At 56.5% G+C, this 14,843-nt stretch carries 17 protein-coding genes; 6 read left to right on the forward strand and 11 right to left on the reverse strand.

Annotated features, from left to right (window positions below; all coding sequences use genetic code 11):
• Position 1: 1 nt before the first annotated feature.
• The 4 genes from tauD to tauA are packed head-to-tail and all read right to left on the reverse strand — an operon-like array spanning position 2 to position 3,416.
• The gene (tauD, locus tag IBT54_RS10950) at positions 2–841 is read right to left on the reverse strand and encodes a taurine dioxygenase (protein WP_095706597.1); all 840 of its coding nucleotides are present in this window, start codon (positions 839–841) and stop codon (positions 2–4) included.
• Complete coding sequence (tauC, locus tag IBT54_RS10955) at positions 838–1,665, reverse strand: taurine ABC transporter permease TauC (RefSeq protein WP_013359257.1); 828 nt, start codon at positions 1,663–1,665, stop codon at positions 838–840. The genes tauD and tauC overlap by 4 nt, the downstream gene beginning before the upstream one ends.
• Positions 1,662–2,429, reverse strand: a complete 768-nt coding sequence (tauB, locus tag IBT54_RS10960; protein WP_201252154.1) for a taurine ABC transporter ATP-binding subunit — start codon at positions 2,427–2,429, stop codon at positions 1,662–1,664. The genes tauC and tauB overlap by 4 nt, the downstream gene beginning before the upstream one ends.
• Positions 2,430–2,438: 9 nt before the next feature.
• Positions 2,439–3,416: a taurine ABC transporter substrate-binding protein gene (tauA, locus tag IBT54_RS10965; RefSeq protein ID WP_107320139.1), complete on the reverse strand. Its 978-nt coding sequence runs from the start codon at positions 3,414–3,416 to the stop codon at positions 2,439–2,441.
• Between the two features lie 236 nt (positions 3,417–3,652).
• On the opposite strand from tauA, the gene IBT54_RS10970 reads away from it, so the two are divergent.
• On the forward strand, positions 3,653–4,633 hold the full coding sequence (locus IBT54_RS10970; RefSeq protein WP_201252155.1) for a LacI family DNA-binding transcriptional regulator: 981 nt from the start codon (positions 3,653–3,655) through the stop codon (positions 4,631–4,633).
• 1 nt (position 4,634) lies between these two features.
• Here IBT54_RS10970 and IBT54_RS10975 read toward each other — a convergent pair whose 3' ends face one another.
• On the reverse strand, positions 4,635–5,237 hold the full coding sequence (locus IBT54_RS10975) for a LysE family translocator (protein ID WP_013359261.1): 603 nt from the start codon (positions 5,235–5,237) through the stop codon (positions 4,635–4,637).
• Between the two features lie 58 nt (positions 5,238–5,295).
• On the opposite strand from IBT54_RS10975, the gene IBT54_RS10980 reads away from it, so the two are divergent.
• The 3 genes from IBT54_RS10980 (at position 5,296) to IBT54_RS10990 (ending at position 7,466) form a co-directional block, all read left to right on the forward strand.
• Positions 5,296–6,312, forward strand: a complete 1,017-nt coding sequence (locus IBT54_RS10980; RefSeq protein WP_201252156.1) for a hydrolase — start codon at positions 5,296–5,298, stop codon at positions 6,310–6,312.
• A 4-nt stretch (positions 6,313–6,316) separates the two neighbouring features.
• Positions 6,317–6,535: a YheU family protein gene (locus IBT54_RS10985; protein WP_013359263.1), complete on the forward strand. Its 219-nt coding sequence runs from the start codon at positions 6,317–6,319 to the stop codon at positions 6,533–6,535.
• A 61-nt stretch (positions 6,536–6,596) separates the two neighbouring features.
• Positions 6,597–7,466, forward strand: coding sequence for a phosphoribulokinase (locus tag IBT54_RS10990; protein ID WP_013359264.1), 870 nt, complete (start codon positions 6,597–6,599; stop codon positions 7,464–7,466).
• Between the two features lie 496 nt (positions 7,467–7,962).
• On the opposite strand, the gene IBT54_RS10995 is transcribed toward IBT54_RS10990, so the two are convergent.
• A complete protein-coding gene (locus tag IBT54_RS10995; RefSeq protein ID WP_013359265.1) occupies positions 7,963–8,367 on the reverse strand; it encodes an OsmC family protein in 405 nt (134 codons plus the stop codon).
• 303 nt (positions 8,368–8,670) lie between these two features.
• Here IBT54_RS10995 and crp point away from each other — a divergent pair, with 303 nt between their 5' ends.
• Positions 8,671–9,303, forward strand: a complete 633-nt coding sequence (gene crp, locus IBT54_RS11000) for a cAMP-activated global transcriptional regulator CRP (RefSeq protein WP_003852956.1) — start codon at positions 8,671–8,673, stop codon at positions 9,301–9,303.
• A gap of 57 nt (positions 9,304–9,360) precedes the next feature.
• Complete coding sequence (locus tag IBT54_RS11005; RefSeq protein WP_201252157.1) at positions 9,361–11,436, forward strand: YccS/YhfK family putative transporter; 2,076 nt, start codon at positions 9,361–9,363, stop codon at positions 11,434–11,436.
• A 1-nt stretch (position 11,437) separates the two neighbouring features.
• On the opposite strand, the gene IBT54_RS11010 is transcribed toward IBT54_RS11005, so the two are convergent.
• The 5 genes from IBT54_RS11010 to ppiA all read right to left on the reverse strand — a co-directional run bounded on the left by IBT54_RS11010 (position 11,438) and on the right by ppiA (position 14,782).
• Positions 11,438–12,658: an aspartate aminotransferase family protein gene (locus IBT54_RS11010; RefSeq protein WP_201252158.1), complete on the reverse strand. Its 1,221-nt coding sequence runs from the start codon at positions 12,656–12,658 to the stop codon at positions 11,438–11,440.
• An 81-nt stretch (positions 12,659–12,739) separates the two neighbouring features.
• Positions 12,740–13,315, reverse strand: a complete 576-nt coding sequence (locus IBT54_RS11015) for an aminodeoxychorismate/anthranilate synthase component II (protein WP_033784151.1) — start codon at positions 13,313–13,315, stop codon at positions 12,740–12,742.
• A gap of 41 nt (positions 13,316–13,356) precedes the next feature.
• Entirely contained in the window at positions 13,357–13,950 is a 594-nt protein-coding gene (locus IBT54_RS11020) for a putative adenosine monophosphate-protein transferase Fic (protein WP_147789579.1), read from the reverse strand.
• On the reverse strand, positions 13,940–14,110 hold the full coding sequence (locus tag IBT54_RS11025) for a YhfG family protein (RefSeq protein ID WP_013359270.1): 171 nt from the start codon (positions 14,108–14,110) through the stop codon (positions 13,940–13,942). The genes IBT54_RS11020 and IBT54_RS11025 overlap by 11 nt, the downstream gene beginning before the upstream one ends.
• A 99-nt stretch (positions 14,111–14,209) precedes the next feature.
• Complete coding sequence (ppiA, locus tag IBT54_RS11030) at positions 14,210–14,782, reverse strand: peptidylprolyl isomerase A (RefSeq protein ID WP_003852970.1); 573 nt, start codon at positions 14,780–14,782, stop codon at positions 14,210–14,212.
• Between the last annotated feature and the right edge of the window lie 61 nt (positions 14,783–14,843).

Consider the following 14,843-nt stretch of genomic DNA (forward strand, 5'->3'; position numbering starts at 1 on the left):
TTTAACGCGGTTTATCGCCCAGCACCGTTGCCCGCTGCATGATGCGCCGGGCGGGATAGTAGTCGGCATTGGCATAATGCTGCGTCACCCGATTATCCCAGATAGCCAGATCGTCTGGCTGCCAGCGCCAGCGCACCTGAAACTCCGGTTTGGTGGCATGCGCAAACAGGAAGCCCAGCAGCGCATCACTCTCCTTCTCGCTTAAATCCACAATCCGCGTGGTAAAGCCCTCGTTCACAAACAGCGCTTTTTTGCCGCTGACCGGATGGGTGCGGATCACCGGATGCTGCACCGGCGGATGCTTCGCCACCGCCTGCTGCCAGCGCTGATGCTCCTCTTCGGTTTTGCGGTACTTATACTCCTGGAATGACTTTTTGAAATCATGCTCGGCACTCAGGCCTGCCAGCAGCTGTTTAAAAGGCTCAGAGAGCGCCTCATAGGCCGCAATGCCGCTGGTCCAGAGCGTGTCACCGCCCGCCTCCGGCAACACTTTTGAGGCCAGCAAAGCGATAGCCGGTGGCGTGTCGATAAAGGTGACGTCGGTGTGCCAGTTGTCGTTATCCGGCGGATTATCCTGATGCGTATCAAGTACGATAATCTCCTCAACGCCTTCTGCATGGGGATAGACCGGATGGATATGCAGGTCGCCGAAGCGGATCGCCAGGGCGCGATGCTGTTCCGGCGTAATTTTCTGGTCACGCAGAAACAGCACCTGGTGGCGCAGCAGGCCATGGTAAATCTGTTCAAACTGCGCATCACTTAATGGCCGGGAGACATCCAGGTTTGAAACCTGCGCGCCGATATAGGGGCCAAGCGGGGTAAAACTGATACGTTCATTCATGACTGTTCTCCACTCCAGGGCGTCAGACGGCGCTGCAACGCGCGGAGCCCGAGTTCTAAACTAAAAGCAATAAAGGCGATCACTGCGATACCCGCCAGCACCACATCGGTGGCGAGAAACTCTCCCGCTGACTGCACCATAAAACCGAGCCCCCGTGTGGCGGCAATCAGCTCCGCTGCCACCAGCGTTGACCAGCCTACTCCCAGACCAATACGCAGACCGGTCAGAATCTCCGGCAGCGCGCCCGGCAGGATCACCCAGCGCAGCAGCTGCCAGCGGTTAGCCCCCAGCGAACGAGCGGCGCGAATACGTACCTGCTGCGTGTTACGCACCCCGGCCAGGGTAGAGAGCGTCACGGGTGCGAAGATCGCCAGATAGATCAGCAGGATTTTTGATGTCTCACCAATGCCGAACCAGATCACCATCAGCGGCAGATAGGCGAGTGGCGGAATGGGACGATAAATTTCAATCAACGGGTCGAGCAGGCCGCGAGCGACCGGGCTGAGGCCCATCAGAATCCCCACCGGAATACCGATAGCGGCAGCAGCCGTCAGCGCGATCAGCATCCGCGTCAGGCTGGCGGCCAGATGCTGCCACAGCGTGGCATCCATAAAGCCCTGCGCGCTGGCAATCACCAGCAGCTTGCTGAACACCTGCTGCGGCGACGGCAGGAACAGCGGGGCAATCAGGCCCAGCGCGGTGACACCCCACCAGAGCAGTAACAGCAGAGAGAGGCTCAGCACGCTCAGCGTAAAGGCGGTTGAAAACGGCCAGCGCAGCCGACGGCGCACCGGCAGAGACTTATCGTGGATTAACGCGCTCATGCAAACGCCTCCCGCTGATCAAATACCCGGCTCAGCACATATTCGCGCTGAGCGATAAACTGCGGATCGGATTTGATGCTGCGGCACGACTCTCCCGCAGCAAAACGGCGGCCAAATTCGGGCCGTAGCCGCTCCACGATACGGCCCGGTCCTGGCGACAGCAGAATCAGTTCGCTGGCGAGGAAAATCGCCTCTTCTATATCGTGTGTAATCAGCAGGATCTGTTTACCGCTGTCGCGCCATAGCGTCAGCAGCAGGTTCTGCATCTGCTCACGGGTAAAAGCATCCAGTGCGCCAAACGGCTCATCCAGCAGCAGCAGTTGCGGATCGGTGGCCAGCGCACGGGCAATACCTACCCGTTGACGCTGACCGCCGGACAACTGCCAGATGGCGCGCTTTTCCGCCCCTTCCAGCCCGACCTGCCTGATGAGTTTCCGCGCTATGGCCTCACGTGCCTGGCGCGGCATCCCCGCCAGCTGCAGGCCAAAGGCGACGTTATCCAGCACGTTGCGCCACGGCAGTAACCCTTCATTCTGAAACACCACGCCGCGCTCCGCGCCTGGCCCGGTCACCGGCTGGTTATCCAGCGTGATGCTGCCCGACTCCACCGGCAGGAATCCGGCCACCAGATTAAGCAGCGTGGTTTTGCCACAGCCGGAGGGGCCGAGCACGACCAGCAGTTCCTGGCTATCCAGTTGCAGATTGATATCCTGCAACACGGGCTGTCCGGCATAACGGGCATTAAGGTGAGCGATGCGCAGCATAGTGCCTCCTTACGGTTTAACTAATGGCTCGACGAAACGGGAGGTCACATAACCGCTGTAGTCGTTATCTGCCTGCGGCACCCGGCCCTGCGCTTTCAGAAACTGCGCGGTATCGACGATCGCCTTATTGACCGGCTTGCCCAGCTGCTCAACCTGCTGCTGCGCTGTCAGGTAGGTATTGCCCTTCACCAGACCCGGCACCTGCGCTTCCGGCACGCCGCTCAGGCGTGAGAGTTTGCTGAGGTTATCAGGCTGCTTCAGCCAGCTGTCGGGACTGTTAAGATAGGCCTGCTGCGCATCGATCGCGCTGCGGGCAAAGGCGGTCACGATCTCCGGGTGCTGTTCGGCAAAATCTTTGCGGACTACCCAGACATCCAGCGTCGGTGAACCCCAGCTCCCCACTTCCGCAGAGTCGGTTAACACCTTGCCTTCTTTCTCCAGCTCATTGACTGCGGGCGCCCAGACATAGGCACCATCAATGTCACCACGCTGCCAGGCCGCGATAATCGCTGGCGGCTGCAGGTTTACCAGCTGAACCTGCGACGGCTTGATGCCCCAGTGTTTCAGTGCAGCCAGCAGGCTGTAGTGAGTAGTAGAGATGAACGGCACCGCGATGCGTTTGCCAATGAGATCTTTAGGAGAGGTAATGGTCTTTTTTACCACCAGCGCTTCAGAGTTGCCCAGCTGAGAGGCGAGTAAAAACGCTTCAATTGGCAATTTCTGCGCTGCTGCGACCGCTAAGGGACTGGAACCGATGTTGCCAATCTGGACGTCGCCGGACGCCAGTGCGCGTAAGACGCCTGCACCGCTGTCAAACTTACGCCAGTCAACGCTGGCCCCGCTTTCTTTCGCAAAACTGTTGTCAGCCTGCGCCACTTTCGCAGGTTCGGCTGAGGTCTGGTACGCCACGGTGACATTGACCGCATCTGCCCGAAACGCCAGCAGTGCCAGCGCTGCGGCTAAAAAAGTTAAACGTGTTGCTGCCATGATCATTACCCCGCCGTTTTTATAGTGGAGGTAGTGTCTGCGGCCGCTATAGTTTCATAAAGGAATTAAAAATTATCCCTAATAGAAATAAGTTCTTAGATCACTATCTGCAAAACTAAGTTAAAAATCGCAAATGCTGAAAATAGCTAAAGTAAGCAAAAATGTCAGGCGCTCACATTATCCCTGTGCTATTGATATGCGTTCCCAATTATTGCCTGTTAAGGTCTCTGTATCCGATGTCGATCGAGAAAGTCGCTCAGCTGGCTGGCGTCTCCAAAGCCACGGTATCGCGGGTTCTCAACGCGCATCCCGGCGTAAAGCCCGATACGCGTGAGAAAGTTCTGGCGGCAATCTCTGCCTGCGACTATCAGCCCAATCTGCTGGCGCGTCAGCTGCGTACGGCGCAAAGCAACATGCTGCTGGTACTGATCTCGGATATCACGAATCCCTTCTGTTCACGCGTGGTTCAGGGCATTGAGGCCGAAGCGGAACTGCATGGCTATCATATCCTGCTCTGTAACTCCGCCTCGCAGCTTCAGCGCGAAGCCGCCTATCTGAGTCTGCTGACCGGCAAAGTGGTGGATGGCGTGATTACCATGGATGCGGCCTCCGGCTTACAGGATTTGCAGGCGCTGATCGCCGGAGCCCCCTGGGTGCAGTGCTGTGAATTTGATCCGGATATTCCCGCCTCCTCGGTCAGCATTGATCACCTTGAAGCCGCGCGTGACACCGTCCATTACCTCGCCGGTAAAGGGCGTAAATGCATCGGGCTGGTCAATGGCGACATGCGCTACCTCTACTCGCATCATCGTGAAAAAGGCTACCGACAGGCGATTGAGGAGCTGGGGTATGCGTGGTCTGGCGTCTCTTATACCTATGAAATCTCTCCTGAAGCAGGCAGCCAGGGGCTGAGGGAGTTGATGGCGCTGCCGGAACCGCCGGATGCAGTGTTTGCGGTATCAGATGTACTGGCGGTGGGCGTCGTGCATGCGGCGCTGGAAGCAGGTCTGCGCGTGCCGGAAGATCTGGCGGTCGTCGGGTTTGATGGCGTGCCGTTTACCCGCAGCCTGAATCCACCGCTGACCACCATTGAGCAGCCGATGAATCAGCTCGGCGCGCGCAGCGTGCAGCTGCTGCTGCAGAAGATCCGCAATCCGAATGCGCCAGTGATTCGTGAGGTACTGCCCTGGACGCGCGTTGAACGCGCATCCAGCTGACTCAGTGCCAGATTAACAGCACGCAGGCCGCAGTCAGCAGCCCCATAGCCAGGTTAAAGATTTTCCAGGCACGACGGCTGCGCAGAATGCGGCCGATCATCGCGCCAAAAGCCATCCAGATCGCGCCTGACACCAGATTAACCAGAAACATGCCGACGCTTATCGCCATCACTGAATGACGATATGCATCACCCGCCAGACTGAAGCTGGCGACCGCGCCCAGCGCCATCAGCCAGGCCTTAGGATTGATAAGCTGCAGCAACCCACCCTGCCAGAACGGCATCGGCGCATCCGGTGCCTGATCGGTTTCCAGCTTTTCATAGCTGGACGTCGCTATCTTCCACGCCAGCCAGAGCAGATAGAGGCTACCAGCGATCTTCAGCACCAGGTGCAGCGACGGATAGAGCAGGATCAGACCGCCAACGCCAAAGGCCACCATCAGCAGCATCACCTGCATGCCGATCATGATGCCGATCATCAGTGGAATGGTGCGCAAAAAGCCAAAATTAGCGCCTGAGGCGGTGAGTAACATATTATTAGGCCCGGGCGTAATCGCCGCGACCCAAAGAAAGCCCAACATTGATAAGAAAAGACTCAGTTCCATGGCAATCGGGTACTCCTTACCCTTGCAAGAAAAAACTTATCGAAGCTAACAGTGTGATATGGAACAGACAAGCTTTTACCACATGAAATTTACCGGACCGGAAAACGAGCAATTCACGCCGCCTGACAGCCTGCGTAACGCCCACCTTCAGACGATGCTGCCGCGCCTGCTGCGTCGCCGTGTCACGTTCGTTCCTCACTGGCAGCGACTCGATCTGCCGGATGGCGACTTCGTCGATCTCGCCTGGAGCGAAGATCCACAACTGGCGCAGCATAAACCGCGCGTCGTGCTGTTTCATGGACTCGAGGGCAGCTTTCACAGCCCCTATATTCATGGCCTGATGAACATCTGCCGTGCGCGCGGCTGGCTGGCAGTAGTGATGCATTTTCGCGGCTGCAGCGGCGAACCTAACCGGCTAAACCGTATCTATCACTCCGGCGAAACGGAAGATGCCCGCTTTTTCCTGCACTGGCTGCGAACGCGCTGGGGCCATGTGCCGACCGTTGCCATCGGTTTTTCGCTGGGCGGCAATATGCTGGGCTGCCTGCTGGGCCAGCAGGGCGCAGCTGCCGAAGTGGATGCAGGCGTCATTGTCTCCGCCCCGCTGTTGCTTGAGCCGTGTAGCGTAAAACTGGAACGCGGCTTCTCACGCTTCTATCAATACTATTTGCTGGCGCAGCTGAAGAAAAATGCCCGCCGTAAACTGCACGCCTGGCCGGACACGCTGCCGGTCAATCTGGCGCAGCTAAAAGCACTGCGGCGACTGCGCGATTTTGATGATGCGATTACTGCCCGTGCCCACGGTTTTGTCGATGCAGCCGATTACTATCATCGTGCCAGCGCCATGCCCTGGCTGAAGCACGCAGAGAAACCGCTGCTGATCATCCACGCCAAAGACGATCCCTTTATGAGTGATGAGGTGATCCCGCACAGCAGCCAATTATCTGCCACTATTACTTATCAACTGACACCACACGGCGGCCACGTCGGTTTTGTCGGCGGGACATTACGCCAGCCCGAAATGTGGCTGGAACAGCGCATCCCGCAGTGGATCGCCCCTTTTCTGGATAACTGATCTCGTGATTATTCCCTGGCAACAGGTCTCTCCTGAGACCCTTGAAAATCTGATTGAAACCTTTGTGCTGCGTGAAGGCACTGACTATGGCGAGCATGAACGCAGCCTGCTGGACAAGGTGGCTGATGTGCGACGCCAGCTGGAAACCGGTGAAGTAGTGCTGGTGTGGTCGGAACTGCATGAATCGGTCAATATCATGCCGCGCAAAGAATTTCGTGGCTGATGCACCCGGCACCCTTTCATGATAACAATGCTCATCGTCCGACCTCACAGGGAGCTTTTCTATGTCTGCACGTCATCCCATTATCGCGGTGACCGGTTCCAGCGGCGCAGGAACCACCACTACCAGCCTGGCATTCCGCAAAATCTTTCAGCAGCTTGACCTGCATGCGGCGGAGCTTGAAGGTGACAGCTTTCATCGCTTTACCCGCCCGGAAATGGATATGGCGATTCGTAAGGCGCGCGATCTGGGACGTCATGTCAGCTACTTCGGCCCGGAAGCCAATGACTTTGGCCTGCTGGAGCAGAGTTTTAAAGAGTATGGTCACAGCGGGCAGGGGCAGTCGCGTAAATATCTGCACACCTACGATGAGGCGGTGCCGTGGAACCAGGTGCCCGGCACCTTTACGCCCTGGCAGCCGTTACCGCAGAACACCGATATTCTCTTCTATGAAGGGCTGCACGGCGGTGTGGTGACGGCGCAGCACAACGTGGCGGAACAGGTCGATCTGCTGGTGGGTGTGGTACCGATTGTTAACCTGGAGTGGATTCAGAAGCTGGTGCGCGACACCGGCGAGCGCGGTCATTCACGTGAAGCAGTGATGGATTCCGTGGTGCGCTCAATGGAAGATTACATCAACTACATCACGCCCCAGTTTTCACGCACCCATATCAACTTTCAGCGCGTTCCAACCATTGATACCTCCAACCCGTTCGCAGCCCGCGCCATTCCGTCACTGGATGAGAGCTTTGTCGTGATTCACTTTCAGGGGCTGGAGGACATTGACTTCCCGTACCTGCTGGCAATGCTGCAGGGTTCGTTTATTTCGCACATAAATACGCTGGTGGTGCCTGGCGGCAAAATGGGGCTGGCGATGGAGTTGATCATGGGCCCGCTGGTGAAACGGCTTATGGAAGGTAAACGGATTGAGTAAGAGAGCAGATGACTTTCGTGCGGTAAAGAATGACTGCTGAGCAGGCTTCAGGGAGCATACGCCTTTCGCAAAGATGCAAAACCGCCATCCCTGGCCCGCTATGCTTTGCTACAGGCGTATGCTCCCTTCGCTTCACGTCCGGCAACCGCATCCGGTTTCAGTAAGACCGCTACAGACAAACCATGGGCACAAAGAATCTGACAGCAATAGATAAGCTCAACACGCAGGGAACCGGGTCAGAAGAGGAAAGCGTCCCGCGCCTGGGACAAAAACGCCTGGAGCGTTTTTGAACAACGCAACGCGTTGGCCCGGCTACGGGCGCACCTCAGGGATGAGGTGCGTAATCGCGCGGGCCGAGCATGCCATGGATGGCGGTTTTTGCGTCTTTCCGATCTGACCCGGTTCTCTGCGCAGGCACAGTCTTAAAGCAACCTGCATCAGACAATGGAAGTGAAGTTAATAGGTCTGCGCAGGTCTGCGATGATCCCTGCGGCCATTAAAGCTCAACTACCTCATAGCTATGCGTAATCGTCACACCTTTACCCAGCATGATGGCCACCGAGCAATATTTTTCAGCCGAAAGATCGACGGCGCGTGAGACCGCTTTATCCTGGAGCGCTTTTCCACTCACGATAAAATGCAGGTTGATGTGCGTAAAGATTCGCGGCGCCTCTTCACGACGTTCTGAGGTCAGTTTTACTTCACAATCAGCCACATCGTTGCGGCCTTTTTGCAGAATTGAAACCACGTCAATCGCGCTGCATCCACCCGCCGCCATCAGCACCATCTCCATTGGGCTGGGCGCTTTATCACCCGAATTGCCATCCATCAGTATCTGATGGCCGGATGAGGATTCTCCGAGGAATGTCAGCCCTTCTACCCATTTCACTCTTGCCTGCATGATTTTTGCTCCGGAATACGCTGTTTTGTCGCCAGAGTACGCTTTCACCTGGTAAACAGCAATCCAGAGAAATCCGCCCGTAGCTGAAGCGAGACAACAGAAGACAGTCGGCAAAAGCTGTGCTACAAACAGTGCTGAAAATATTTTTCGTCACCCGATGGCGAAGCCGGGAAGAATGATGCGCACTGCGCCTGATGCGGCCCGAATAATTTCCTGAAAAGGAAACGCTTGAAGCTTTCACCGCCTGACAGGGAAAACTGCCCCCTGTATTTTGGGCACGATTACAACAGAGGATAATAGCGAATGGTTCTCGGCAAACCGCAAACAGACCCTACACTCGAATGGTTCCTGTCCCATTGCCATATTCACAAGTATCCATCCAAAAGTACGCTGATTCACCAAGGTGAAAAAGCAGAAACGCTTTACTACATCGTGAAAGGTTCCGTCGCGGTTCTGATTAAAGATGAAGAAGGCAAAGAGATGATTCTTTCCTACCTGAATCAGGGCGATTTTATTGGTGAGCTTGGCCTGTTCGAAGAAGGTCAGGAGCGCAGCGCCTGGGTACGTGCGAAAAGCGCGTGCGAAGTAGCGGAGATTTCTTACAAGAAATTCCGTCAGCTGATCCAGGTTAACCCCGACATCCTGATGCGACTCTCCTCGCAGATGGCGCGTCGCCTGCAGGTCACGTCTGAAAAAGTGGGTAACCTCGCTTTCCTCGACGTCACCGGACGCATTGCACAGACTCTGCTTAACCTGGCGAAGCAGCCAGATGCCATGACGCATCCCGACGGCATGCAAATTAAAATCACTCGTCAGGAAATTGGCCAGATTGTGGGTTGTTCACGTGAAACCGTGGGCCGTATTCTGAAGATGCTGGAAGATCAGAACCTGATCTCCGCACACGGCAAAACCATCGTCGTTTACGGCACCCGCTAATTCCTGTCATCCACGGCGTGATGGCAACATCACGCCGTTATTGTTTGTGTTGGGCCGATGTGGCGTCGAATCATTTACCATCCTGAAGTTAACTACGCCTTGCGGCAAACGCTGGTGCTCTGTCTGCCGGTGGCGCTGGGCTGGCTGGCTGGCGACCTGCAAAAAGGTCTGTTGTTCTCGTTAGTGCCCGCCTGCTGCAATATCGCCGGTCTCGATACTCCGCATAAACGCTTCTTCAAACGTCTGATTGTGGGCGGCAGCCTGTTTGCCCTCGGCAGCTTTCTGATCCAGTGGCTCACCCTGCATGCGATTCCACTGCCGCTGATCCTCTTCGCTATGCCTTTGCTGCTTGGCGTCACCGGTGAGATCAGTCCGCTGCATGGTCGCCTGCTGCCCGGCACCCTTATTGCCGCGATCTTTACCCTCAGCCTGATTGGCCGCATGCCCATCTATGTCACTCCGCTGCTCTATATCGGCGGCACGCTCTGGTATGGGGTATTTAACTGGTTCTGGTTCTGGCTGTGGAAAGAGCAGCCGATGCGTGAGAGCCTGAGCCTGATCTACCGCGAACTGGCCAACTACTGCGACGCCAAATATACCCTGCTGACGCAGCTGACCGATCCCGAAAAAGCGCTGCCGCCGCTGCTGGCTCACCAGCAGAAAGTGGTCGATCTGATCAACACCTGTTATCAGCAGATGCACATGCTGTCGGCCAGCCGCGATCACAGCCATAAGCGGCTGACGCGCGCTTTTCAGGTGGCGCTCGATCTGCAGGAGCATATCTCGGTCAGCCTGCACCGGCCGGAAGAAGTACAGAAACTGGTGGAGCAGAGCCATGCTGAAGCGGTGATCCGCTGGAATGCCAAAACCATCTCGGCCCGGCTGCGGGTACTGGCGGATAACATCCTTTATCACCAGTTACCCGACCGCTTTGCGATGGATAAACAGCTCGGCGCGCTGGAGAAAATTGCTCACCAACACCCCGATAATCCGGTGGGTAACTTCTGCCTTTATCACTTCAACCGCATTGCGCGCGTGCTGCGCACCCAGAAGCCGCTTTACCAGCGCGATCTGATGGCAGACCGCCAGCGCCGCCTGCCGCTGTTACCGGCGCTGCGCAGCTACCTCTCGTTTCGCTCGTCGGCGCTGCGAACGGCGGGTCGCTTTGCGGTGATGCTGATGCTGGGCAGCGCGCTGGCGCTGTTCTTCAACATCCCTAAGCCCTACTGGATCCTGATGACCATTATGTTCGTCAGCCAGAACGGCTACAGCGCCACCCGCGTCCGTATCCAGCACCGGGCGCTGGGCACCTTTGCAGGACTGGTGATTGCGGCTGCCACGCTGCGGCTGGCGGTGCCGGAGTCACTGGTACTGCTGATCATGCTGGCAATCACCTTTATCAGCTATCGCTTTACCCGCCAGTTCTATGGCTGGTCGATGATTGGCTTTACGGTTACGGCGGTTTACTCGCTGCAACTGCTGTCACTGAATGGCGCGCAGTTTCTGCTGCCGCGACTGATGGATACGCTGATGGGCTGTCTGATCGCCTTTGGCGGGATGCTGTGGCTGTGGCCGCAGTGGCAGAGCGGCTTATTGCGGCAGAACGCCCACGACGCGCTGGAAACCTATCAGGATGCGCTGCGGCTGTTGCTGGGCGATGAACAGTCGCCAGAGAAACTGGCTTATCAGCGCGTGAAAGTGAATCAGGTACACAATGCGCTGTTTAACTCACTGAATCAGGCGATGCAGGAACCGGCATTCAACTCCCGCTATCTGAGTGATATGCGGCTCTGGGTCACCCACAGTCAGTTTATCGTCGAGCATATCAATGCAATCACGATTCTGGCGCGCGAGCACACGATGCTGACCGCCTCGCTGGCTCAACGCTATCTGCAATCCTGCGAAATTGCGCTGCAGCGGTGTCAGCAGCGGCTGGAATATGATGGTGAAAGCTCACAGGTGAATCTGCTGGATGACCTGGAGAACATCAGTGAAGGACCGATCACGGTGGTGGAACAGCATGTGCGGCGCATTCTCGATCATCTGAGCGTGATGTACACCATTTCATCGCTGGCGTGGAACCAGCGACCGCAACATGGCCGCTGGCTAATCAGACGCTTACGCAAAAACTAAGCTAGCCGTTGAGCACTTTGCCGACGGCGGTGGCGAAGCGGCGCATGCCCTCTTCAATGTCAGCAGGCTCGATGATCAGCGACGGAGCAAAGCGCATCACATCGATGCCCGCCACCAGCACCATCACCCCTTCAGCGGCAGCTGCATTCAGAATGTCGCGCGACCTGCCGGCATGCTGAGGTTTCAGCGCCGCGCCAATCAGCAGACCTTTGCCGCGAATGTCACTGAACAGGTCATACTTCGCGTCGATGGCCTGCAGCGCCGTGACAAAGTGCTGACGACGCATCTCGACGCCCGCCAGCACCTCCGGCGTATTAATAATATCCAGCGCGGTTTCAGCAATGGCGCAGGCCAGCGGATTACCGCCATAGGTGGTGCCATGCACGCCTGGTGCCATGGTCGAAGCGATCTCATTGGTGGTCAGCGTGGCGCTCACCGGGAAACCGCCGCCCAGCGCTTTGGCTGAGGTCAGAATATCGGGCTGGACGCCATAATGCTCATAGGCGAACAGTTTGCCGCTACGTCCCATACCGCTCTGCACTTCGTCCAGTACCAGCAGCGCCTGATGCTGATCGCAAAGTGCACGCAGTCCCTGCATAAATTCCTGCGTCGCGGGCATGACGCCGCCCTCACCCTGAATCGGTTCAACCACAATGGCACAGGTGTGATCGTCGATGACCGCTTTCACGGCGTCCAGATCATTGAACGGCACGTGGACAATATCCGCCGGTTTCGGGCCGAATCCATCAGAATATTTTGGCTGGCCGCCGACCGTAACGGTAAACAGCGTCCGGCCATGAAAAGCGTTATGAAACGCGATGATCTTACTTTTGAACGGGCTGTGACGTTTGCAGGCATAGTAACGCGCCAGCTTAAACGCCGCTTCATTGGCTTCGGCACCGGAGTTGGCGAAGAAGACGCGATCGGCAAAGGTCGCCTGAATGAGCTTACTGGCGAGACGCAGTGCCGGTTCGTTGGTAAAGACATTGCTGGTGTGCCACAGCGTTTCGCCCTGGCTTTTCAGTGTTTCCACCAGCGCAGGATGGCAGTGTCCAAGTGCGGTAACGGCAATACCACCCGAGAAGTCGATATACTCTTTGCCCTGCTGATCCCATACGCGACTGCCCTTGCCTTTTACCGGCACAAACTGCGCAGGTGCATAAACAGGCAAAATAACGTTATCGAACGTCTCCCGCGTGACCGCCATTTTTTCCGCTGCCATTAGTGACCCCATTTGAATGATTGTTGTGCAACATTGAAATAATAATCACAAAATATGCATAAAAAATCACTCAAAGGCAACTTATTGCGCAAGGAAATTGCGCAGCAGCTGATGTCCCTGCTCGCTGAGAATGCTTTCGGGATGGAACTGCACGCCTTCCAGCGCCAGGGTTTTATGGCGGAATCCCATAATTTCGTCAGGCTCGCCGTCACGCACCGTCCAGGCCGTCACCTCGAACGCATCGGGCAGGGAATCGCGCTGCACAATCAGCGAGTGGTAGCGGGTCACGGTAAGGGGATTATTGAGATTGCGGAACACGCCCTGGCCGGTGTGCTGAATCGCGGAGGTTTTGCCGTGCATCACCTGACGCGCCCGCACCACCTTCGCGCCATACGCCTGCGCAATTGCCTGATGGCCCAGGCAGACACCCAGCACCGGCACGTTACCGGCGAAATGCCGAATCGCCGCCAGCGAGATGCCCGACTCTGACGGCGTGCAGGGACCAGGAGAGATGACCAGATGGGTCAGCGGTAACGCTGCCATCTGCTCCAGGGTGATGGCATCATTGCGCACCACCTGAACCTGCGCGCCCAGCTCGCAGAAGTATTGATAAAGATTCCAGGTAAAGGAGTCGTAATTGTCGATAAGCAGCAGCATGACGCGTCCAGAATGATAAACCGCGCCGCTATTCTACGCGGTTAAGCCGCCTCACTCACCACTTTCGCAAACACCTGCTCCAGCGGAGTCAGGTCTCCGGCTACACCCGCCTGATTAGCGGCTTTCCAGCTCTCCGCGTCCGTCTCTTCCCACGACAGCAGATAACCGGCATGCAGCGCCAGCTGCTCAAAGAAAATCCGCTGCGCCCGGCCATTTCCATGACGGAAAGGATGCAGCATATTGATTTCGCAGTAGTAATGAGCGATGCGCTGAATAAATTCGTCACGCGGCAACTCAGCCAGGCCTTTCTCCTCTTCCAGCGCGGCCATCAGCGCGTTACCTTCCTTTTCGATATATTCAAAATGGCAGAACGGCGTCTCATCACGCCAGATATCGATGGTGCGCAGTTCGCCAGCCCAGCTGTAAATGTCCTGGAACAGCGTGCGGTGGATCTGGCGCAGGTAGGGCAATCCGGGATTACGCGGCCCCAGTTCCAGCGTGGCGGCACGCGCTGCACTGAAGCTCAGCTCCGCCTTGCGCAGTTGCGCGGCGTCATGAATGTCGGCCAGATTTTTCAGCACCGTGTCATGCTGCCACAGGTAAGGATCCTGGGTCACAGCGGTATTAGAGTCCATATTGCCTCCTCAGTGACGCCAGGCGTGCAGCCGCATCTTCACTGTTCAGGCTGGTTTCATTCGGCGCAAAGCCCTCCAGCTTACAGCTGGCCTGATAGCTGGCGCTACGCCGCTGTTGCCACAGAGTGACCTTCTGTTTTTCGGTGAGTTTGTTCGCCATACCGCCTCCTGCTCAGGTTTTTGCCCTAAGTATAAGAGCAAATTCTGGCTTTGCCGGAAGCGACAGGCGGTCGCCATCCGCAGATGGCGACAAAAAGCGTTAAGGCAGGACTTTGGCAGAGAGGATAACTACCGGTTTGGACGGCACATTCTGGTACGGACCCACATCTTTGGTCGGAACCTGAGAAATTTTTTCAACCACATCCTGACCTTTCACAATCTTACCAAATACGGCATAGCCGAAATCGCGCTGGCCGTGGTCGAGGAAGGCATTATCCGCAACGTTGAGGAAGAACTGGCTGGTGGCACTGTCTTTATCGGCAGTACGCGCCATAGAGATGGTACCGCGCAGGTTACGCAGTCCATTGTCCGCTTCGTTTTTAATTGGCGCGTTGGTCTGCTTCTGCTGCATATCCGTGGTGAAGCCACCACCCTGCACCATAAAGCCCGGGATCACGCGATGAAAAATGGTGTTGTTGTAAAAACCGTTGTTGACGTAATCAACAAAGTTTTTCACAGAAACCGGCGCTTTCTGGTTATTCAGTTCGAGTTCGATATTGCCGGCGGAGGTGGTGAGCAGAACGTGGGTGTCACCTTTTGCGGCCAGCGCCTGGGCGGAAACGGAAGAGAGCGCTAACAGGGTGATGGCCGCTGTTAAAGTACGTTTAAACATGAAAGATTCCTTACCTGGGAGAGCGGGCACAAAAACGTGATTGATTGTAAAGAGACTCTAT

Origin of the sequence: Pantoea sp. S62, from assembly GCF_016658625.1 — a bacterium.
Classification (GTDB): Bacteria; Pseudomonadota; Gammaproteobacteria; order Enterobacterales; family Enterobacteriaceae; genus Pantoea; species Pantoea vagans.